Genomic DNA, 18,425 nt, shown 5'->3' on the forward strand with positions numbered 1-18,425 from the left:
GAGAAATCTGGTCCGGTTGTGGCGCGTGAGACGGATGTATTGAAAGCCCAGGCGATCAACGCGCTCCTCATCCAACCGATCGCGATCCTGCCCACGGAGACTGGTCATGCAATCCCACCATTCGCGCTCGGGCTCTGGAATGAAATTAGACCACTTCTGAGGCCCGAGATCAGCGTCTCGGCGCTGCGACGGGCGACGGGAGCCTATCTCCACTCAAAGAGATATCATATGGCGGTCGCACAGCCACGATCCGCTCGTCACGACACCAACGGAATGCCGGTTGACACAGTATCGGCCGCCGACAGATTGGCAGCCTCAGAGAAGATTGAAAGCATTAGAAAGCGCGACGAGACCCGAAAGGCAGCGGCACCTGCGGTTGTCCGATCCATCCCGGCTTCAAAGGCGGATATGATCCGCGCTGCTCTGTTCAATCGGAACAATGCGCCGCGCTGACTGAGGAGAGCGGATGTTTCGGTCGTGAGCAGCAGCGCTGCTCGTCTGAGTATTGTCTTGGCCCGCCGCGTTTAGCTCGCCACGTGCCAGTCGGCTTCGGGGCGTCAGCAAAAAATGAGCGCACCAGGCGCCGGCAGCAGCGCTGCCAGAGCCAGTTCGCGCGCGGTTTGACCGGTTAAAAGCCTCGTCTCGGAGGATCAGCATCGCGACGGCCACAGGCCGGGATCCGGGAAGCCTAGGCCCGGCAAACCGCTCCAATTCAAAAGTGCTCTGCCGTCGCCTGCCCGAGCTGGCCAGCGAAGCCGAGATTTCGATGATACCGTCTCTGGCGGCCGTTGGATCATCAGTGAGACTGATGCAGGGCGTATCCCTCGAACCGTGAACTCAATCTTTTGGTTTCGAAAAGCGAACACCGACGCCACCACCATTTTCTGGGATGAACTCTATACCAGCTCTTTCAAAAGCTGCCTGCACGACGTCCACGGTTGAATCTCGGAGCCGCTCGCCTCGTTCCAGTCTGGCGATAGTATCAGGCGATACGCTGGCATTCTTTGCCAAATCCCGCGTACCCCAGCCCAGCGCCACTCGCGCCATCTTGCACTGAATTGGCGTCATTTCGTAACACTGATACGATTTAGCGTTGAATAGAGCAGCATTGGCGGTTATCGTATCCACGTTACGAATTCAAACCCGGCCCCGCTGGGGTTCCCTACCCCAAGCGAACCAAGACCAAAATCTAGCTTTAGAGAGCTCGGATCATGGCTGATTCTGAGAATAGCAGAACTTTGCCTGCAATCACCCGTAGAGAAGAAAATTTTGAGAACGGCGCCACCGAAAAGCTGCCGCAGGTGATCGACCGCCGAAACCTTCTCCCCGTCGCGGCACGTTGGCTAAGCGGACGTTTCGATGCAACACGTGATCAGCAAAGGCCGAGTGGTCCAACACCTGTCAGGGAGATGTGGCCAAGATGGTACGCGTGCCATCTGCAGCACGTGCGGGCGACGCGTCTCAGACAAAAGCTAGAAACGAAGTTGCTGGAAGTGACCGGCGGCGCTCCCATTGTCGAGTTGCGGATTGGGACCGAGCAGATTGTCCCAGTTCACTCTTTCGCTGACATCAATCGGCTGAGCTCTGAGCTGAATGCCGAACAACTGTCCCAGGCACGGGTCGAACTTCGCCGGCGTCGGAAACGGTGGAGAGAAGCCGATCAGCGTCTGGAGTGCGCGGCGGCTACCACTCGGGAACAGGAGCTCGCGCATCAAGCGGGCATAGCAGGGCGTGTTATGCGGATCACAGCGCCTTCCTCTCTGACCGAAGTCACCGCAAAGCTCCATTGCCTGATCGCTATGCAGGATCCCGGCTTGAAGCTCGATGTGGCACCCTGGCCAGAGCTGCGGAGACTGCTGAGGGATCTTATCCGCATGGAAGAGCGGGTGGCTGAGACATGGGATTCCAACTCGAGCCGGGAGGCATGCTGAATGGACCTGGCACATCCCGATCAATCAGCAAAGGTTCGAGACATTCTGGCATTGGCGACGCAGTATAGAGACGCGGCCGTCAAGCTTGGTGAGGGCGTGTCTAAACCCAACCACATTCCGCGACGTCTTCTCGCTCTCCATTCAATCGAGCTCTATCTCAATGCACTTCTGCTTGCCAAGGGCATCGATCAAAAGACAATTTGCGGCTTTGAGCACGATCTTGGTGAGCGGACCCGAATAGCCGTGAATGCTGGCCTCGTTCTGCGCAGCCGCACGGCGGAGCACTTGGCAACTCTCTCCAGAAACCGAGAGTATATCGTCATCCGGTATGGTCCAGTGCCGACTGCCAAGCTCTCGCAGATAAACCGAGTGATGGCGACACTCGATGAAGTGTCGAAAAGGGTGCGAAGGATGTTGCGGGCTACGTGATCGAAGAACGTGTTGCCAGGGCCTAGGCTGCGCTCGACAGCGCACGGGAGGCTTCCGGTGGAAGATCCCGGTTGCGGTCGGGCGAGCGTTGGCGCCTCGCGGTTCCTTCTGGCGCATTTAGCTCAGCCGACAGGGCCGCCGACATCTCCAGCACAGCCCGCATCGTTGTGGGTGAGGCGATCGCAAAGGTCATGCTTGCGGTTCGTGTATTGATCGAAAGGATGCCAGCTTCAACCATGCACCGCAGATGTCGAAACGCAGCCGGCTGGGAAACACCAACGGCGCGCGCAAGCTTGCTCGCCGGCAACTGCCGTTCGGCCAACAGCAACAGGAGCAGAAGGCGTGTCGGATGCGCGATCGCCTGCAAAAACTGAGCCGCATCGCGCGCCCGATCTTCGCTCCATTCACTCAAAGTCATCCCCGCCGAGCTCCGTGCTAATTGACGTATGTCAAACATTCTGACGCGGAAAGCACAAGTGGCTTCACTTTCGGGAGGGCGTCAGCCCAAAGGGCGAATTCGGGCAAAATCGCAAGCGCGCGCTCGGATCAGCATAGGATCCCGCCGCCTCCTGCAAACACCCTCTCAAGCGCCTTCGTCAGGGCGGTAGGCCGGTGGCGCAGCCACCGGCCCCGTTGCGTTGAAAGTCGAAAACGACCCTCATTTCTCGAGAACAGACCCGAAACGACTGATTGGCGGCTCGGAGACGATTGAAGGCGGGAAAAATCGTGATTGCGCTCGAAATGCGCATTCCCCAACAGCTGCGTTGGCAGGCGAGCGACATTGTTTCCTTTGAGAGCAACTGCGCTGTTTGACATTAATGACGGGAGGATGCCCGCAAAGTCGCTCAAGCTCTTAAAGATAGTCGGCAACAGCTTGCAGAGACCATCGAGAAGTGGGGCAAGGCAATGGCCGTCGAACGCTTTTTCGCGGATGCATAGGAACAGTTCGGAGGCGTCGATGAACGAGGCCGGAAGCGAACGCAACCGTCCTTGGGCGTCGTAGAACATGACGCGGTCTTCGCCCCAGTTCTGTTTGCGTGTCGACAGCACGAAGCGCAGGCCGCGCCACGGATGGAACGGGTGCGTAACCTCGAACTCTATGCGGGCAAGAGTGTCAGTACGAACTGTAGTCCTGGACTTGAAAGAACGGCATGGCCGAGGCGTTCGTCAAAACATTCAAGCGCGATTACGTCTCGGTAAACCCCACCCCGGATGCTGAAACAGTGATCGCTCAACTGCCGTTCTGGTTCGAGCATTACAACAATCTTCACCCGCATAGTGCTTTAGGATATCAATCACCGCGCGAGTTCATCAGCTCGCAATCTCAAACCTGAGCATGTCCGATCTTTTGGGGGCAACTCCAGATGGAATGGTCACCGCCCCACCGCAAGCGGCACCAAGTCGCTTGCGGCAAGTGAACCGAAAAACTCCTCGATGTCGGCGTGGCAGCTTTCCAGGTCGAACCTGCTCCTCATCGGGACGTCGCCGATGTCGGCAACTCTCAGCACGGTTGACGGGGCCGCCTTGAGCACCCGATTATAAGGTCCGACGCGCTCGACCTGCCGAACCGCCTTGGGACCCAGGCGCGAGCCGGCCCTGTTCCTGACCCCGAGAGAGAGCTACGTCGATGCCCGATATCGTCTGACCGGAGAAAAGCGCTTTGGCGGCGTCCTCAACATAGGGCGCATCGAGGAACGTCCGAACGCCCTCAAAGGGCCATCTTCTGTGATCGCCCGTAAGAAGACCGTCCGCGACCGCCTTCAACGCCGGATCATGAATCGCGCCGCCAGTAGCGCCGGAGCGCCGGAGTACTCCGTCCTAAGATCTTCGAGTTCCATTTCCCGCACCTTCCAGCTACAGCATCGATCTGCTAAGGCCGCCGTCCACGGGCATCGCCACCCCCGTGACATAGCGAGCCTCGTCGCTTGCGAGGAACGCCACGACGGCCCCGAATTCCTCGTGTGTCCCGTAACGGCCGATCGGTATCTCGGCTTGGCTTTCCCCGGCGATCACGGACGGATCAACACCGCGGTCAGCCGCGTCCATAGCGTCGAAATACACGGTGCGCTCCGTGGCGAACCTTCCTGGAAGGACCACGTTCACGGTGACCCCATCGGCGGCCACTTCCAGCGACAGCGTCTTCGCCCAACCAGCGAGAGCCGAACGCAACGCGTTGGAAGCAGTCAGCCCAGAGATAGGCTCCCTGACGCTCGTGGAAGACACCGCCACGATGCGGCCGAACTTCCGAGCCCTCATGCCCGGCAGAAAGTGTGACGCAATCCTCACCTGGTTGAGGAACATCGCACCGAACTGCTGGAGCCAGATCTCCTCCTCGAACTTCGAAGCCGGAAACGGCGGAGGGCCGCCTCCGTTGAGAAGCAGTATGTCGACGTGCCCCATATGCCGATCGACCCAGCCTAGGAGTTCGGACACGCCCTTCTTCTCGAACAGGTCGCAAGAGAAGGACATCGCCACGCCGGGCTTTCCTTCGAGCTTTGCCTCGGCCGCGCGGAGAGTCGCTTCGTCGCGGCCCACAAGCGCCACGTCGATCCCTTTGTCAGCCAAGGCTTCAGCTACGCCGAAACCCAGTCCTTTGCTGCCGCCCAGTACCAGTGCGGTCTTCTTCACGTTTGCTGTGCTCATCTGTCCAATTCCCTCTTCCGTCACGCGGCCTCGGCCGCTTCCGCGGCGATCTCGCGCACGGCCTGGACTAACTTTTCGATATCTGTGTCAGTGTTGCCAAAATGGACCGAGGCTCGCAGGATTTCCGTGATGCCTCTGATGTCCATGTCGAACGGCGTGTATCCGACGCCGTTCTTTCCGATCGTGATCCCGCGGGCTGCGAGAAGCTCCTTCACCCGCTGGCATGGAATGCCTTCGATGACGAAAGTCACGAACGCGGCCTTGTCGCGGCCGAGGTCGAGAATGTTTACGCCGGGCACATCCGTGAGCCTGTTGCGGAGCTCCGTGGCGAGTGTGTTGAGCTTCACCCGGGTGTCGAACGCATTCAGGCTCAGGGCTCGCTCGAGCGAGTCGATCAACCCCAGGCGCAATGCCACGGCGAACTCGGCGGTTTCCACAGCTTGAGCACTCTGGTGGATGGCCGCGCGCCCGACGTCGAGCTTGGCGGAGCGGTCGTCCACGCGCCTCGGAACCATCGACACCGCGAGCCTGGGCGAGATATAGGCGAGAGCCGTTCCGCGTGGCCCCCGCAGAAATTTCCGGCCGCAGGCGACTAGGACGTCGCACCCGATCTCCGACACATCGACAGGAAGTTGTCCGATCGCCTGGCTGGCGTCGATCATGTAGAAGGCTCCCGATTTCGCTTGGCGTAACGCCTTGCCGAGCGCCTCGGCGGGATTGATAAGAGCGCCACTCGCACCAACCCAAGTAAGCGCCACTATCTTCACGTCGGGATCGAGAGACCTCACCACCGCCTCGACGTCTACCGCGGTGGTTTCATCCCACGGCATTACCGACATTGAGGCGCCCGAAACATGGCACGCATGCTTCAGGGCAAGCACGTTGCCGATCCACTCCTGGCGGCTTACCAGGACGCGGTCGCCCGCCTTGAGCGGCACCGAAGCGAGGATGTCGCCGTAAAGCTGACCGTGACCGGTCCCGAACGCGACGTCCGTGGCCGCGCACCCCAGGAGACGGGCCGCCCTCGCATATCCAGCCTCCAAGCGGTCAGCGGCGGCCGTCCCAGCTTCCATGGGACCCAGTTCCGCTTCGCGGCGGAGATGCGCCACTATCAATTCGACTGTTTCCGGAGCAAGGATGCTTGCGCCCGCGTGATTAAAGTGAATGACAGGCGGCATCTCGCTCTCCTTCAGCGCACGTGGAAGACCGCGTCGATTTCGACGGGAACATTGGCCGGAAGACCACCCATGCCGACCGCGCACCGGGCATGCTCCCCACGCTCGCCGAATAGGGCATTCATGATTTCCGAAGCGCCATTGCCGACCTGAGAGTAAGCGGTGAAGCCGGGAACGGCGTTGATGAAGATATTCATCTTTGCCATTTGCACGACACGGTCGAGATCGCCGTCGAGCGCTTTTTCGACCCAGTAAACGATGTTGGCAGCGCATATCTTCGCGCTCTGGAGCGCCATCTCGACGTCGATTTCCTTGCCGACCTGGCCGATGTAAGCGATTTCGTCGGCCACTTCCGGGATTTGGCCGGAAACGTAAAGCGTGTCGCCAATGCGCTTGGTCGGCGCGAAGGGGAGATCTGGCCGGCTGAGACTGGGCCAGTTAACGCCGCACTTTTCGAGTTTTTCCTTGTAGCTCACGACAGGTCTCCGTCACCATTTTTACTGTGAGGGGAGGTTGTCATCTGACCGCCATGCTGTGTAGTGTTATAATTCTTAGAGAGCTATAAGGATGTTTTATATGGAGCTGAACTTCGACACGAGGCTGTTGCAAGCCTTCATCGCGGTTTCAGAAACTGGGACCGTCAGCAAAGCCGCGGATCGTCTCGCTCGGACGCAGCCCGCGGTGAGCATGCAATTGCAGCGTCTTGAGATGGATCTTGACACGCAGCTGCTCGTCCGTTCCCATAAAGGTGTCTCCCTGACAGACGCCGGGGAGACTTTCCTTGCCTACGCCAGGAAGACGATTGCCCTTGGCGAGGACATGCGCAGGCAAATCGTCGGCAAAAAGCTTTCGGGCAGAGTTCGGCTCGGTATGGTGGAAGATCTCGCCGTCACCAGGCTGCCTTCGGCTATCGCGGACTTCAAGAGGCGTCACCCCTCGGTGGAGATCGATTTGAACTCCTCGCATTCGGCAGACCTCGCAAGGTCGCTGGTGGATGGACGTAGCGACATTGTCGTGGCCGACCCCGCCCGCTTTTCAACAACTCCGACTGGCTTTATCTCCCGCCAGCTCATCTGGTGCGCGAGTCGCATGCTGGAAGTGGACGAAAACGCCCCCATACCCATCATCATCTTCGACGGCTCCTGCTCATGGCAGGATCGGATGTTCGCCCTTTTGGCCGAAGACGGAATAGAGTGGACCGCGGGCGGCAGAGCCTCGACCTTCTCGGCTTTGATCTCAGCATTGCGGGCAGGTCTTGGCATCGGACTTCTTCTGCAGGAAGGCCTGCCCGCGGATTGCGAAAACCTCCAAACAAAGTACGGGCTGCCGCCTGCGCCGACAGCCGAATTTGGCGTATATGTGTGTCAGAAGTCTCCTGAACTCGTAGACGAACTCGCGACCTTTCTACGTGCTGGGTTCTAACGGCGCCTTGCGGTGTCCAGGGTTTTTGGAAGCCTCACAACACGAGCGCGGCAGCGGTGTTCGCCAGCGTTCATGTCTCTTGGCTCAGACCCTCGAAGAGATGCGCTGGTGGTTATTCATCCAGAAGGGCCGTTATCGCTTCGCGATGTCGACCGGGAACTCCCAGAAACATGTTATGTGCCTCTGCCGTGCCCATGACGCCCGTTCAATACCCTGATCGTAATGCTGGCGCTTGCCTGGCGATAGAGTTTCTCGAAAACCCACGGGAGCATCAATTGGCCGGCTAATCTAAATCCCTCGCCATCAATATTCTTTATATTGCCATAAACATTATCCGAATACATTATTATTGCCCTTTCGCATGACAAGGTCATGTCTCCATTCACTCAAGAGAGTGTGCACTACAGCCCCAAACCTCGACCTCCCACCATCTCGTCAGAGGCCTTGTTGCGGGCCTATCACGATGACGCGGACCGCAAGCGCATCCTCATTCGGCGCGCGGAAGCAGCGAAGGCGCGGCTTGCCTTCGTCACCGAAGCGATGCGCAGGCTGATCAGCGATTCTGAATTTAAGGGAGTTCTGGAGGAGGAAGGCTTGATCAGTCTGCCCGAAACCCTGGCGACCCGGCTTACCGCGGAAAGGGGACGTCAGAATGAAAGACCCTGAAACCAAGGCCCCTGTCGCGCTGGCCTTTGAAATGACGAGCTTGCGGATTCCGATCGCCGAGATATTGCCGCTGAAGCAGCTCCCCCCAACCGTGACCAAGTCGATGAAGTATGCCCAGATCGCGTCCTCGATTGCTGAGCTCGGGTTGATTGAGCCACCCCGTCGTGATCCGCGACAAAGCGGATCCCACAGTGTTTCATCTGCTCGATGGCCACATTCGTATCGATGTCCTCAGGAAGTTGGGCGAGACCGAAGTGGTCTGCCTGGTCGCGATCGAAGATGAGGCCTTTACTTACAATAGACGAATTAGCCGCCTGGCGACGATCCAGGAACACAAAATGATCCTGACTGCCATCGAGAAGGGTGTGCCTCAAGAGCGGCTGGCGCGGGCATTGAACGTGAACATCCACAGCATCCAGCAGAAAAAGAGCTTGCTTGACGGCATTTGTCCCGAAGCTATCGATCTTCTAAAGGACAAGCATATCCCTGTGAACACAATTGGCCAGCTCAAGAAAATGAGCCCATGCGCCAGATTGAATCGGCGCAGTTGATGACGGCGATGAACAAGTATTCAATCACCTATGCGCGTTCGCTGGTCGCGGCCACGCCAGAATCGATGCTCGTTCGCCCGAAGAAACCAATCCGCGGCCTGAGCGGCGATCAGATCGCGCTGATGGAAAATGAAGCAGCCAGCCTTGACCGTGAGTTTAAGACGATCGAGCACGACTATGGTGCCGATCATCTCGATCTCGTTTTGACCACCGGATACCTCACGCGACTGCTCAGCAACGCACGGATTGTGCGGTATCTCGCCCAGAGGTTTCCAGACATCCTGGCTGAGTTTCAGAAGATCACGGAACTGCGAAAGGCAACCTGATCGCAAGGCCCGCGACTTCTCGACCGCTCCGAGTTGGCAATGAAAGAAGAAGACTTCAACTCTCTTTCGCCTTGATGGCAATCGAACCAGATTCCGTTTGCCCGACCGTTAATTAAGCGAGAGCATTAATTAACGACAATGCCGTTTCGTTTATTAACGCGCAATGCTATTTAACTTCAGCACAACACTCGACGCGGGAAGGCCATGTTCAGCAAAGACCCCAACACCAACGCGCGGCTGGGTCGCTTCGTGGAAACCGCTGTGGCTGGCGAACGCGTCAAGGCGTTTGTGCCGCCTCCCCTTCCTCCAGTTCCGCCAATCGCGATTACAGGCTTGCTCACTCGTCTCAGCGCGGCCGAGCGCGCGCTCGGACGGCTTGACGGTGTTTCCGTGTTGTTGCCCAACAAGGAACTATTCCTCTACATGTATGTACGAAAGGAGGCGGTCCTTTCGTCCCAAATAGAGGGTACCCAATCGACGCTTTCCGACCTACTGCGCTTCGAAACGGAGGCGATCAGTGGTGAGCCCGTCGACGATATTCGCGAAGTCTCCAATTACGTCGATGCCATGATGTTCGGCCTTGAACGCCTGGAACAACTACCGCTATCCCTGCGCCTTGTTCGGGAGATGCATCAGCGATTGTTGGACAGCGGACGCGGTGGGACGAAAAGCCCTGGCGAATTTCGCACGTCCCAGAACTGGATCGGTGGAACTCGGCCGGGAAACGCCATGTTCGTGCCCCCCCCCTCCCAACGAAGTCATGAATTGTCTCGGAAAATGGGAGAGTTTCGTTCATTCGGATACACCCGACATTCCCCCGCTGATCAAGGCGGGGCTCATTCACGTTCAGTTTGAAACCATACACCCTTTCCTGGACGGCAATGGTCGTCTCGGCCGCCTCCTGATCACGCTATTTCTTTGCGCCACGGGCGTACTTCGGGAACCCTTGCTTTATCTCAGCCTCTATTTCAAATCGCGAAGGGCTGATTACTACCGGCTGCTGCAGGAAGTCCGAGAATACGGCACCTGGGAAGCTTGGCTCGAATTCTTTCTCGATGGGATCGCCGAAACTGCGGAACAAGCATTTGAGACCGCCAACCAAATTGCACGACTGTTCGAGGGCGACCGCGAACGCATCATAAGAGAGTCGGAGCGAACGGGATCGGTCCTCCAGATCCACGAAGCCATGCGCACAAGCCCCTATTTGACCGCGACCGCAGCGATGAAGCGAAGCGGACTGACAATGCCGACCGTCAACGCAGCTCTAGATCAACTCCAGAAACTCGGGATCGTTGAAGAGGCAACGGGTCGACGACGCGGGCGCGTCTTCGTCTATCGCGCGTACATGGAAATACTGAGCGACGGAGCAAGCGGCTAAAGCGCTCCTAGGGCAGCTTTGCGCATTCAAACCGGCCGTTCGCTTATTCGGCACCTCCGTCCAAGAGATGTCAGTCTGCGCCCGGCGCCAATCAAAGAACGTCACGCACAGAGCATACTTCGCCTAATGGCCGGACCGGTGGAGACGCCTTAGCCGCTTTACGCTCGAAGCAGCTAGCAGTGATCCCTCTACATGGGTGCCGCCGCTCCGGCAGAATTCATTTCACAGGAGAGCAATTTGACAATGTGTCGTCAGTGACCGAAAAGCGTTAGCAAATCATATTTACTTTTATAATTATATAATGCAATTTAGGCGCACGGCTCAGGAGGTGAGCCCTATCAGCAGGAGGAAATCGCTGTGCGCAATTTATTAAAACTCGGACTTCTGGCCGCCGTAATCGGCGGCACCTTGGGACTTGGAACGCTACAGGCTTCGTCGCAGGATCTGGAACTATCCATCATAGCGCCTGCTGGCGCAGGTGGCGGATGGGATTCAGCTTCGCGCTCCATGCAGGAAGCCATGATGGCAAGTGGAAATGCGAAGAGCGTTCAGGTCATCAACGTCCCAGGGGCAGGTGGCACGGTTGGTCTTGCTCAGTTCATCGGCTCCGCGAAGGGCAGCCCAAATCAGCTTTTTGTCGCGGGCATTACGCTCGTCGGCGCAAGCATCTCCAACCAGTCCCCGGTCGATCTGACGGAGGTCACTCCGATCGCTCGCCTGACCGGCGACCCGCTCGTGATCGTCGTCCCGAAGGATTCGCCGATCAAATCAATGGACGATCTGTTGGCTACGATTAAGAAAGACGTCGCGACGACGATCTGGGTTGGCGGATCGGCGGGCGGTGCGGATCATATCCTCGCAGCGCTCGTTACCAAGGCAGCGGGTGCTGACCCGAGCAAGATCAACTACGTCGCCTATTCCGGCGGTGGTGAGTCGCTTGCAGCCATGCTCGGTGGTCAGGCGACTGCAGGCGTGTCGGGCTACGGCGAATGGGAAGGCCAGATCAAATCCGGCGACCTCAGAGCACTGGCGATTTCCTATCCGGAGCCGATCGAAGGCATCGAGGCAAAGCCTTTGAAAGCACAAGGCCTCGATATCGAACTCGTCAACTGGCGCGGTATCTTCGCGGGTCCGGGCGTCGAAGGCGCCGATCTCGATGCGCTCAAGTCCGCCGTCGAGAAGACGGTGAAGTCCGCCGAGTGGCAGGCAATCCTCAAAGCCCGCGGTTGGACCGACTACTATGCGCCTTCCGACGAATTCAAGGCTTTCATCGGTTCGGAAACCGAACGCGTGAAGACCATCCTGACGTCCATCGGTCTCGCAAACTAACCTGACGAAGCACGCGGAAGCCGCCAAGTGCCGCTTCCGCGTGCGACGAGGACACCATGACCCAGAAAACTCTTCGCATTCCCAACCGTCCAACTGCGGTGATCGCTGTCATCCTGTTCGCCATTGCCTTCATCACCTACTGGGATGCCAGCCATATGAAGGTGCGGGCAACCTACGGGATGAGCGCCAGCGCGGCGTCTTATTTCGTGGCGATCCTGTTTGTAGCCCTTGCCATCGGTCACCTGATCAGCGCCTTCAAGCCATTGGACATCGAAGTCGAGAGCGCAGACTGGATGGCCGTCGGCTGGATCGGTTTTGCTCTTGCAGGGTTGATCGGATCGATCTGGCTTGGTGGCGGTTTCATCCTGGGCTCGACGCTTCTGTTCGCGCTGACCGCGCGGGCGTTCGGTCGCAAGGCCCTTCTCGTCGATCTCTGTCTCGGAGCGGTCATCGGGGTCATGGTCTTCCTTCTCTTCAATAAGCTCCTGACGCTCGCGTTGCCGCAAGGCCCGCTTGAGCGGCTCTTCTGAGGACGCACCGATGGATACATTTGCCTTTTTGATTGATGGCTTCGCGCTGGCTATTCAGCCTGCGAACCTCATCTACGCCGCCATTGGCGTTCTTATTGGAACGGCCGTCGGTGTTCTCCCAGGTATTGGCCCGGCACTGACAGTGGCACTTCTGCTTCCAGTAACCTTCAAGCTGGATCCAGGCGGTTCGATCATCATGTTCGCCGGAATTTACTATGGCGGAATGTACGGTGGCTCGACCACGGCGATCCTGCTCAACACGCCTGGCGAAAGCGCATCGGTCGTCACCGCGCTCGAGGGCAACAAGATGGCACGAGCCGGACGCGGCGGTCCGGCACTCTCAACTGCCGCGATCGGTTCGTTCGTTGCCGCGCTGATTGCTACCGCTGGGCTGGCCGTTCTTGCCCCATATCTCGTGAAGATCGCGGTCAAGTTCGGTCCTTGGGACTACTTCGGACTGATGCTGATCGCGTTCGTAACGGTATCGGCGACATTCGGCTCATCACCGCTCAGGGGCCTTACAAGTCTCGCTTTCGGACTCTGGCTTGGGCTGATGGGGATCGACCAGTTGACGGGGCAGGCGCGCCTCACATTCGGCGTTCCTGAACTTCTCGACGGCGTTGAGGTTACGACGCTCGCAGTCGGTCTGTTCGCGATCGGGGAAGCCTTCTTCGTGGCTTCGCGTCATCTCTACAAACCAGAAAAGCCTATCCCTGTTAAGGGGTCGATCTGGATGTCGAGGGAAGATTGGAAGCGTTCCTGGAGGCCATGGCTTCGCGGCACCGTTATCGGCTTTCCGATCGGCGCACTTCCTGCCGGCGGCGCCGAGATCCCTACCTTCCTGAGCTATACGATCGAGCGCAAGCTGAGCAGGAAGCCAGAAGAGTTCGGCCGCGGGGCTATCGAAGGCGTCGCTGGACCGGAGGCTGCGAACAACGCATCCGCAGCCGGCACGCTGGTTCCGCTGCTGACGCTTGGATTGCCGACGTCTGCCACCGCTGCCGTCATGCTTGCGGGCTTCCAGCAGTATAACATCCAGCCGGGACCCTTGCTCTTCACTCAGCACGCCGACCTCGTCTGGGGGCTGGTCGCCAGCCTGTTCATCGCCAATGTCATGCTGCTTGTTCTCAACCTGCCTTTGGTCGGCATGTGGGTGAAGCTGCTCAAAATTCCGCTGCCCTGGCTCTATGCAGGTATCCTCGTTTTTGCCTCCATGGGAACGATTGCGGCGAACCCGTCGGTGACGGAACTGCTTTTGCTGACAGGTTTCGGCGTTGTCGGTTTTGTGATGCGTCGCTACGACTACCCCATCGCGCCGGCGGTTGTCGGCCTGATCCTTGGCCCACTTGCAGACAGCGCCTTGCGTCGCTCCATGCAGATGAGCCTGGGCGATCCGATGATCCTGCTCCAGCACCCCAGTTCGGCCCTCATGATCGGCATAGCTCTTGTTGCTTTGGTTGCCCCGTTCATTTTCAAGGGTCTCTCGAAGTTCCGTCAAGACGAGGATTGATAGCGCAAATCTGTTTGACTGCGCCGGGTGGCGCACATCACTGTGGTAAGTCGAATTGAAAGAACAGGACACTCGGAAAAGGCATGGCCAGGAACAGTCTTTCACCCCGGATCAGCACGGATATCATTGAGTTCTTGAAATCCAACTCGATGCGAAAGGGAGATCATCTGCCGCTACAAATGCTGGCCGACAATTTCCGTGTGTCTCGAGCTCCGATCATGAGCGCCCTTCAGAAACTGGAAGAGAGAGGCATCGTACGAGCCGAGCCGAACCGCGGATATTTTCTTGCTGTAAACGGCGAGGCAATCGAAGATCTCGGACCCGAGAACGGCCAAGCTGCCGAGGGTGACGATGCGATCTATCTCAGGATCGCCGACGACCGATTGTCCGGGAGGTTCGCCGAGCGCGTCAGCGAGAACGAGTTGATGCGGCTCTACGACGTGCCGCGAACCAGGCTGTTGAAGATCCTTCACCGGATCGCCGACGAGGGCTGGATCGAGCGGCTTCCTGGTAATGGATGGTCGTTCAAGCAGACCCTCATGTCGAGGAAAAGCTATGAGGAAGGGTATGTTTTCCGTGCCGTGATAGAGCAGCAGGCGATGTTACTCCCGACGTTTCAGCCGGATGCGGACGGTTTTCGAAGAGCACGTGAGACACAGACGGAGCTGGGAAACGGTGGATACGAGCATTGGTCGCGGGCTGAAATCTTCAAAGCCAATAACGACTTCCACGAAATGCTTGTCGCTTGCTCCGGAAACGAATTCTTCCTGGACGCGATAAGGCGGATCAACAGATTGCGGCGCCTTCTAGAATACCAGATCACCATTGATCGCAGCCGCTTGCCGAAGCAGACGGCAGAGCATCTGCACATCCTTGATCTTCTCGAGAGTGATCGACGATCAGAAGCGGCCGCCTTCCTCTACACCCACATCATGGGTGCAAGCAGGATCAAAACACCGAAAGTGTAATCAGGGGGAACCTCAAACGAGGAAGCGTGCGGTCAAAGTAACATTACATTTCTTTATCATAAAATGTAATTTATAAACACGGTTTCGCTGCGACTTCGGCCGGAGGTTTCCGCTCCAGACACGGAAATGCAATGAGAGACTTAAGATGACCATCATATCAAAACTCACGGTCAACGAAGTGGAGTACGATGTTATCGACCTCCCAGCGGAGGTGGGACCGTACCTTCGGTCACTTCCGTACATTCAGCGCATCTTGTTGGAAAATGTTCTGCGAACAGCGGGTTCGTACGCGGCGACGGCGAAAGACGCCATCGTCGACTGGCTCTCCGCCGGCACAAGCGAACTGGAAATTCCGTTCCTGCCAAACCGGGTTCTTATGCATGATACCACGTGCGGTCCTGCGCTTGTGGATATCGCAGGCATGCGGTCAGCGCTCGTGGAGGCAGGCTACGATCCGGCTCTGTTGAATCCTGTCGTTCCGGTCGATGTGTCCACTGATCATTCGGTCGCCGTGGACGCCTTCGGCGGTGCGTCGTCGCTCGAACTTAACATGAAACGCGAGTTCGAACGCAATGCCGAGCGGTATCGCTTCATGAAGTGGGCGACCAATACTCTGACCGGATTTCGCGTACATCCACCTGGTACGGGCATCATGCATACGCTCAATCTGGAGCGACTGGCGACAGTCGTTGCGACCCTAGACAAAGATGGTCGTCGCTGGGCGGCACCCGACACGCTGATCGGTACCGACAGCCACACGCCGATGGTCAACGGGATCGGCGTCCTTGCTTGGGGCGTCGGCGGGCTCGAAGCGGAAAGCGTGTTTTTCGGCATGCCTGTCTCGCTCCGCGTGCCCGATGTGGTCGGTGTCCATCTGACCGGAAGTCTCCGTGACGGCGTGCTTGCGACCGATCTGGCGCTGACAGTGACGCATATCCTTCGAAAGATCGACCTTCAGGACAAGTATGTGGAATTTTATGGCCACGGTGTTTCGACGCTCACGGCCGGTGATCGGTCCGTGGTCGCAAACATGACGCCCGAGTTCGGCGGCAATTCTGGTTACTTTCCTATCGATGACCGGACGCTTGACTATCTCCGCACGACTGGCCGAACTTCGCAGCAGGTCAAGTTGGTCGAAGCCTACACGAAGCGCGTCGGCCTTTGGTTCGATCCGGACGAATGTCCCCGCTACACGCACGTTGTCGAGATCGATTTGTCGGCGATTGAACCCAGTCTTGCCGGACCGACGCGTCCTCAGGATAGGATATCGGTCGGCGATACCGCTGCGGCGATCTCTTCGATGAAGCGTGGATCGGTTGCAAGCGCAAATGGCTGGGAGCCGAACGACGGTGCGGTCGCCATCGCAGCCATTACAAGCTGCACCAACACCTCCGATCCGCGGCTCGTGATTGCGGCGGGTTTGTTGGCACGCAAGGCGCGGTCATTCGGTCTTCATCCGGCGCCTTGGGTGAAGACGTCTCTCGCGCCGGGATCGCCGACAGCGGAAAGATACCTGCGACGGTCTGGATTGCTGGAAGATCTCGAGGCGGTCGGATTTGGGATCGTCGGCTACGGCTGTACGACCTGTATCGGAAATTCCGGACCATTGACCGAGCCGATCGCCGTCGCGATGAAGGAACGTGGGATCCTTCCGGTCGCGGTTCTTTCGGGCAATCGAAATTTCCCCGGTCGCGTGCACCCTCAACTCGAGGCAGGGTTTCTCGCATCTCCACCCCTTGTCATAGCGTTTGCATTGGCTGGAACCGTCGAGCTGAATATTCTGACGGACCCGATAGGGCGGTCGTCAGATGGGCAGGCTGTGACCTTATCGATGTTGTGGCCGACGAGCCAGGAGATCGACGAGGCGGTTGCACTTGCTTCGGATGCGGTGGATTTCAAGCCAGCTTATGACGAAGCCGAGGCCAGCAAGGCCTGGCTCGAACTGGAGGCGCCGACCACGACATTGTTTCCGTGGGACGAGACCTCGACATACATCCGCAGGCCACCGTTCGCAGGCTTCGGAAAAGGCAGCTTGCTCGGGACCTACGATGCGCATCCGCTCATGATTGTCGGTGACGACATCACGACCGACCATATCTCTCCAGCCGGGGCGATCCGGGCTCAGAGTGAAACCGGCCGGTATCTCGTTGAGCGCGGCGAGGTCCCGACAGACCTTAATGTTCACGCTTCGCGGCGGGGTAACTGGGAGTCGATGGTTCGGGGTCTCTATACAAACCGGAGTGTACAAAATCTCCTGGGCAACGATATTCCACCAGGATCGACGATCCACGCGCTATCAGGCGAAGTCTTACCGCTCTGGGCAGCCGCCAACCGCTACGCGGAGGGCAAGCAGTCCGTCGTGATCGTCGCTGGCGAGCGCTACGGCATGGGTTCATCAAGAGACTGGGCCGCTAAAGGGGCATCGCTCCTCGGCGCCCGCGCGGTCTTGGCTGTTAGCTTCGAGCGAATTCACCGCTCCAATCTAATCGGTATGGGCATTTTGCCGATGAGATTACCGCCGGATTTCGGACCACATGAACTCGCTTTGAGACCAGGTGACCTATTCGAGATCCAAGCCGATGCAGACAGGATCGCTCCGCGTTGTCCGGTCGAGGTAGTCATTCGCCGATGCGCAGGAAAAAGCACCACACTGAAAGCTGTCGCCGCCATAGAAACGGCAGCTGAGGTCGAAATGCTGAAGGCGGGGGGAATCCTTCCCTTAATGCTGCAGAATTTGGTCGAAACCAAGCGAACTACGATCTACGGCGTCGACTCATAAACTTTGGCACCATATTCTTGTTGCGACGAGCTTTACGGCGGCGAGGTAGTTTTCCGGGCGCTTGTCATATCGGGTTGCGATGCCTCGGACTGCTTGATCCTATTGAAGAACCGTTCCACGAGATTGCGTTGCCGATAGACCCAGCGCGAAAACACGAAAGAGCCCTTGCGATTACTCTTCGGCGGGATGTTGGCCCAGGCCTTTCGCTCGGCGGCCTTGGCCCGAATGGCATTCGTGTCATAACCCTTGTCGGCCAGCAGGATGTCCCCCTCGCCAGCTCATCCGTCAGCGCGTCGGCTTCGGCACAATCGGCGATCTGTCCACCAGTCAGACGCAGATTGACCGGGCGACCTTCGGCATCGACGAGCGCGTGGATTTTGCTCGCAAGCCCGCCGCGGGAACGTCCCATGCCACCATCGTCTCCATCCCCTTTTTTCCCGTGGCCGCGTGCTGGTGAACGCGGACACAGGTCGAGTCGATCATGACGATGTCGCCATCGTTGGCCTTGGACACCGCTTCAAGAAGCCGATCCCATACCCCGGCTTTGCGCCAGCGGACGAAGCGGTTGTAACAGGTCGTCGGCGGGCCATAGCGTTCCGGAACTTCCGCCCAAGGCGAGCCCGTTCGAAACCGCCAGAGGATGCCATTCAATACCCGCCGATCATCAACGCGGGCAACACCGCGTGGCTTGCTGGGCAACAACGGCAATATGATCGACCATTCGTGGTCAGTCAGTTCGTAGCGACGACGCGTCATCAAATGCTTCCCTATTTCGAAGCCTTGAATCA

General features: G+C 58.2%; 16 protein-coding genes and 4 pseudogenes. 12 read left to right on the forward strand and 8 right to left on the reverse strand.

The features are described 5' to 3' along the window. On the forward strand, positions 1 to 453 hold a 453-nt coding region (locus BLJAPNOD_RS31800; protein ID WP_115422765.1), incomplete at its 5' end, for a ProQ/FINO family protein. A 384-nt stretch (positions 454 to 837) separates the two neighbouring features. Here the strand turns inward: BLJAPNOD_RS31800 and BLJAPNOD_RS31805 are convergent. Together BLJAPNOD_RS31805 and BLJAPNOD_RS35275 are read right to left on the reverse strand one after the other, a co-directional pair. Further along, on the reverse strand, positions 838 to 1,068 hold the full coding sequence (locus tag BLJAPNOD_RS31805) for a helix-turn-helix transcriptional regulator (protein ID WP_115422812.1): 231 nt from the start codon (positions 1,066 to 1,068) through the stop codon (positions 838 to 840). Positions 1,069 to 1,472: 404 nt separating this feature from the next. Then, positions 1,473 to 1,712, reverse strand: coding sequence for a hypothetical protein (locus BLJAPNOD_RS35275; RefSeq protein ID WP_147294623.1), 240 nt, complete (start codon positions 1,710 to 1,712; stop codon positions 1,473 to 1,475). Between the two features lie 219 nt (positions 1,713 to 1,931). On the opposite strand from BLJAPNOD_RS35275, the gene BLJAPNOD_RS31815 reads away from it, so the two are divergent. Further along, complete coding sequence (locus BLJAPNOD_RS31815; RefSeq protein WP_115422767.1) at positions 1,932 to 2,360, forward strand: hypothetical protein; 429 nt, start codon at positions 1,932 to 1,934, stop codon at positions 2,358 to 2,360. Positions 2,361 to 2,382: 22 nt separating this feature from the next. On the opposite strand, the gene BLJAPNOD_RS31820 is transcribed toward BLJAPNOD_RS31815, so the two are convergent. Together BLJAPNOD_RS31820 and BLJAPNOD_RS36275 are read right to left on the reverse strand one after the other, a co-directional pair. Beyond that, positions 2,383 to 2,778 carry an ArsR family transcriptional regulator gene (locus BLJAPNOD_RS31820; RefSeq protein ID WP_158556202.1) on the reverse strand — a complete coding sequence of 132 codons (396 nt, stop codon included), beginning with the start codon at positions 2,776 to 2,778 and terminating at the stop codon, positions 2,383 to 2,385. Positions 2,779 to 2,906: 128 nt separating this feature from the next. After that, entirely contained in the window at positions 2,907 to 3,368 is a 462-nt protein-coding gene (locus tag BLJAPNOD_RS36275; RefSeq protein ID WP_147294624.1) for a hypothetical protein, read from the reverse strand. Between the two features lie 137 nt (positions 3,369 to 3,505). Here BLJAPNOD_RS36275 and BLJAPNOD_RS31830 point away from each other — a divergent pair. Beyond that, positions 3,506 to 3,694: pseudogene (locus tag BLJAPNOD_RS31830) on the forward strand (integrase core domain-containing protein); the annotation flags it as partial. Positions 3,695 to 4,214: 520 nt separating this feature from the next. On the opposite strand, the gene BLJAPNOD_RS31840 reads toward BLJAPNOD_RS31830, so the two are convergent. The 3 genes from BLJAPNOD_RS31840 to BLJAPNOD_RS31850 are packed head-to-tail and all read right to left on the reverse strand — an operon-like array spanning position 4,215 to position 6,654. Further along, complete coding sequence (locus BLJAPNOD_RS31840; protein WP_115422771.1) at positions 4,215 to 5,003, reverse strand: SDR family oxidoreductase; 789 nt, start codon at positions 5,001 to 5,003, stop codon at positions 4,215 to 4,217. 20 nt (positions 5,004 to 5,023) lie between these two features. Then, positions 5,024 to 6,181 carry an aminotransferase class V-fold PLP-dependent enzyme gene (locus tag BLJAPNOD_RS31845; RefSeq protein WP_077498186.1) on the reverse strand — a complete coding sequence of 386 codons (1,158 nt, stop codon included), beginning with the start codon at positions 6,179 to 6,181 and terminating at the stop codon, positions 5,024 to 5,026. An 11-nt stretch (positions 6,182 to 6,192) separates the two neighbouring features. Continuing rightward, complete coding sequence (locus BLJAPNOD_RS31850) at positions 6,193 to 6,654, reverse strand: RidA family protein (protein ID WP_115422772.1); 462 nt, start codon at positions 6,652 to 6,654, stop codon at positions 6,193 to 6,195. A 100-nt stretch (positions 6,655 to 6,754) separates the two neighbouring features. Between BLJAPNOD_RS31850 and BLJAPNOD_RS31855 the strand changes: the two genes are divergently transcribed. The 9 genes and pseudogenes from BLJAPNOD_RS31855 to acnA all read left to right on the forward strand — a co-directional run bounded on the left by BLJAPNOD_RS31855 (position 6,755) and on the right by acnA (position 17,637). Next, positions 6,755 to 7,600: a LysR family transcriptional regulator gene (locus tag BLJAPNOD_RS31855; RefSeq protein WP_158556203.1), complete on the forward strand. Its 846-nt coding sequence runs from the start codon at positions 6,755 to 6,757 to the stop codon at positions 7,598 to 7,600. Between the two features lie 447 nt (positions 7,601 to 8,047). Beyond that, on the forward strand, positions 8,048 to 8,266 hold the full coding sequence (locus BLJAPNOD_RS31860) for a hypothetical protein (RefSeq protein ID WP_199566080.1): 219 nt from the start codon (positions 8,048 to 8,050) through the stop codon (positions 8,264 to 8,266). Between the two features lie 338 nt (positions 8,267 to 8,604). Further along, positions 8,605 to 9,143, forward strand: a pseudogene (locus tag BLJAPNOD_RS36285) (plasmid partitioning protein RepB C-terminal domain-containing protein). Positions 9,144 to 9,347: 204 nt separating this feature from the next. Next, a pseudogene (locus tag BLJAPNOD_RS31870) lies at positions 9,348 to 10,521 on the forward strand (Fic family protein). 357 nt (positions 10,522 to 10,878) lie between these two features. Next, the gene (locus tag BLJAPNOD_RS31875) at positions 10,879 to 11,850 is read left to right on the forward strand and encodes a tripartite tricarboxylate transporter substrate-binding protein (protein ID WP_115422774.1); all 972 of its coding nucleotides are present in this window, start codon (positions 10,879 to 10,881) and stop codon (positions 11,848 to 11,850) included. A 56-nt stretch (positions 11,851 to 11,906) separates the two neighbouring features. Beyond that, positions 11,907 to 12,380, forward strand: coding sequence for a tripartite tricarboxylate transporter TctB family protein (locus BLJAPNOD_RS31880; protein ID WP_115422775.1), 474 nt, complete (start codon positions 11,907 to 11,909; stop codon positions 12,378 to 12,380). Between the two features lie 10 nt (positions 12,381 to 12,390). Beyond that, positions 12,391 to 13,890, forward strand: a complete 1,500-nt coding sequence (locus tag BLJAPNOD_RS31885; protein WP_115422776.1) for a tripartite tricarboxylate transporter permease — start codon at positions 12,391 to 12,393, stop codon at positions 13,888 to 13,890. Positions 13,891 to 13,973: 83 nt separating this feature from the next. Next, positions 13,974 to 14,858, forward strand: coding sequence for a GntR family transcriptional regulator (locus BLJAPNOD_RS31890; protein ID WP_115422777.1), 885 nt, complete (start codon positions 13,974 to 13,976; stop codon positions 14,856 to 14,858). 145 nt (positions 14,859 to 15,003) lie between these two features. Then, positions 15,004 to 17,637: an aconitate hydratase AcnA gene (gene acnA / locus BLJAPNOD_RS31895; protein ID WP_115422778.1), complete on the forward strand. Its 2,634-nt coding sequence runs from the start codon at positions 15,004 to 15,006 to the stop codon at positions 17,635 to 17,637. Here the strand turns inward: acnA and BLJAPNOD_RS31900 are convergent. Then, a pseudogene (locus tag BLJAPNOD_RS31900) lies at positions 17,632 to 18,393 on the reverse strand (IS5 family transposase). The gene acnA and the pseudogene BLJAPNOD_RS31900 overlap by 6 nt on opposite strands. Between the last annotated feature and the right edge of the window lie 32 nt (positions 18,394 to 18,425).

Origin of the sequence: Ensifer sp. M14 (assembly GCF_003355565.1) — a bacterium.
GTDB lineage: Bacteria > Pseudomonadota > Alphaproteobacteria > Rhizobiales > Rhizobiaceae > Ensifer.

Bases quoted from the DNA above. Each gene is read 5' to 3' on its own strand.
- BLJAPNOD_RS31805 (WP_115422812.1), bottom strand. From the start codon at position 1,068: ATGACGCCAATTCAGTGCAAGATGGCGCGAGTGGCGCTGGGCTGGGGT.
- BLJAPNOD_RS35275 (WP_147294623.1), bottom strand. From the start codon at position 1,712: ATGCGCGAGCTCCTGTTCCCGAGTGGTAGCCGCCGCGCACTCCAGACG.
- BLJAPNOD_RS31815 (WP_115422767.1), top strand. From the start codon at position 1,932: ATGGACCTGGCACATCCCGATCAATCAGCAAAGGTTCGAGACATTCTG.
- BLJAPNOD_RS31820 (WP_158556202.1), bottom strand. From the start codon at position 2,778: ATGACTTTGAGTGAATGGAGCGAAGATCGGGCGCGCGATGCGGCTCAG.
- BLJAPNOD_RS36275 (WP_147294624.1), bottom strand. From the start codon at position 3,368: ATGTTCTACGACGCCCAAGGACGGTTGCGTTCGCTTCCGGCCTCGTTC.
- BLJAPNOD_RS31840 (WP_115422771.1), bottom strand. From the start codon at position 5,003: ATGAGCACAGCAAACGTGAAGAAGACCGCACTGGTACTGGGCGGCAGC.
- BLJAPNOD_RS31845 (WP_077498186.1), bottom strand. From the start codon at position 6,181: ATGCCGCCTGTCATTCACTTTAATCACGCGGGCGCAAGCATCCTTGCT.
- BLJAPNOD_RS31855 (WP_158556203.1), top strand. From the start codon at position 6,755: ATGGAGCTGAACTTCGACACGAGGCTGTTGCAAGCCTTCATCGCGGTT.
- BLJAPNOD_RS31880 (WP_115422775.1), top strand. From the start codon at position 11,907: ATGACCCAGAAAACTCTTCGCATTCCCAACCGTCCAACTGCGGTGATC.
- BLJAPNOD_RS31885 (WP_115422776.1), top strand. From the start codon at position 12,391: ATGGATACATTTGCCTTTTTGATTGATGGCTTCGCGCTGGCTATTCAG.
- BLJAPNOD_RS31890 (WP_115422777.1), top strand. From the start codon at position 13,974: ATGGCCAGGAACAGTCTTTCACCCCGGATCAGCACGGATATCATTGAG.
- acnA (WP_115422778.1), top strand. From the start codon at position 15,004: ATGACCATCATATCAAAACTCACGGTCAACGAAGTGGAGTACGATGTT.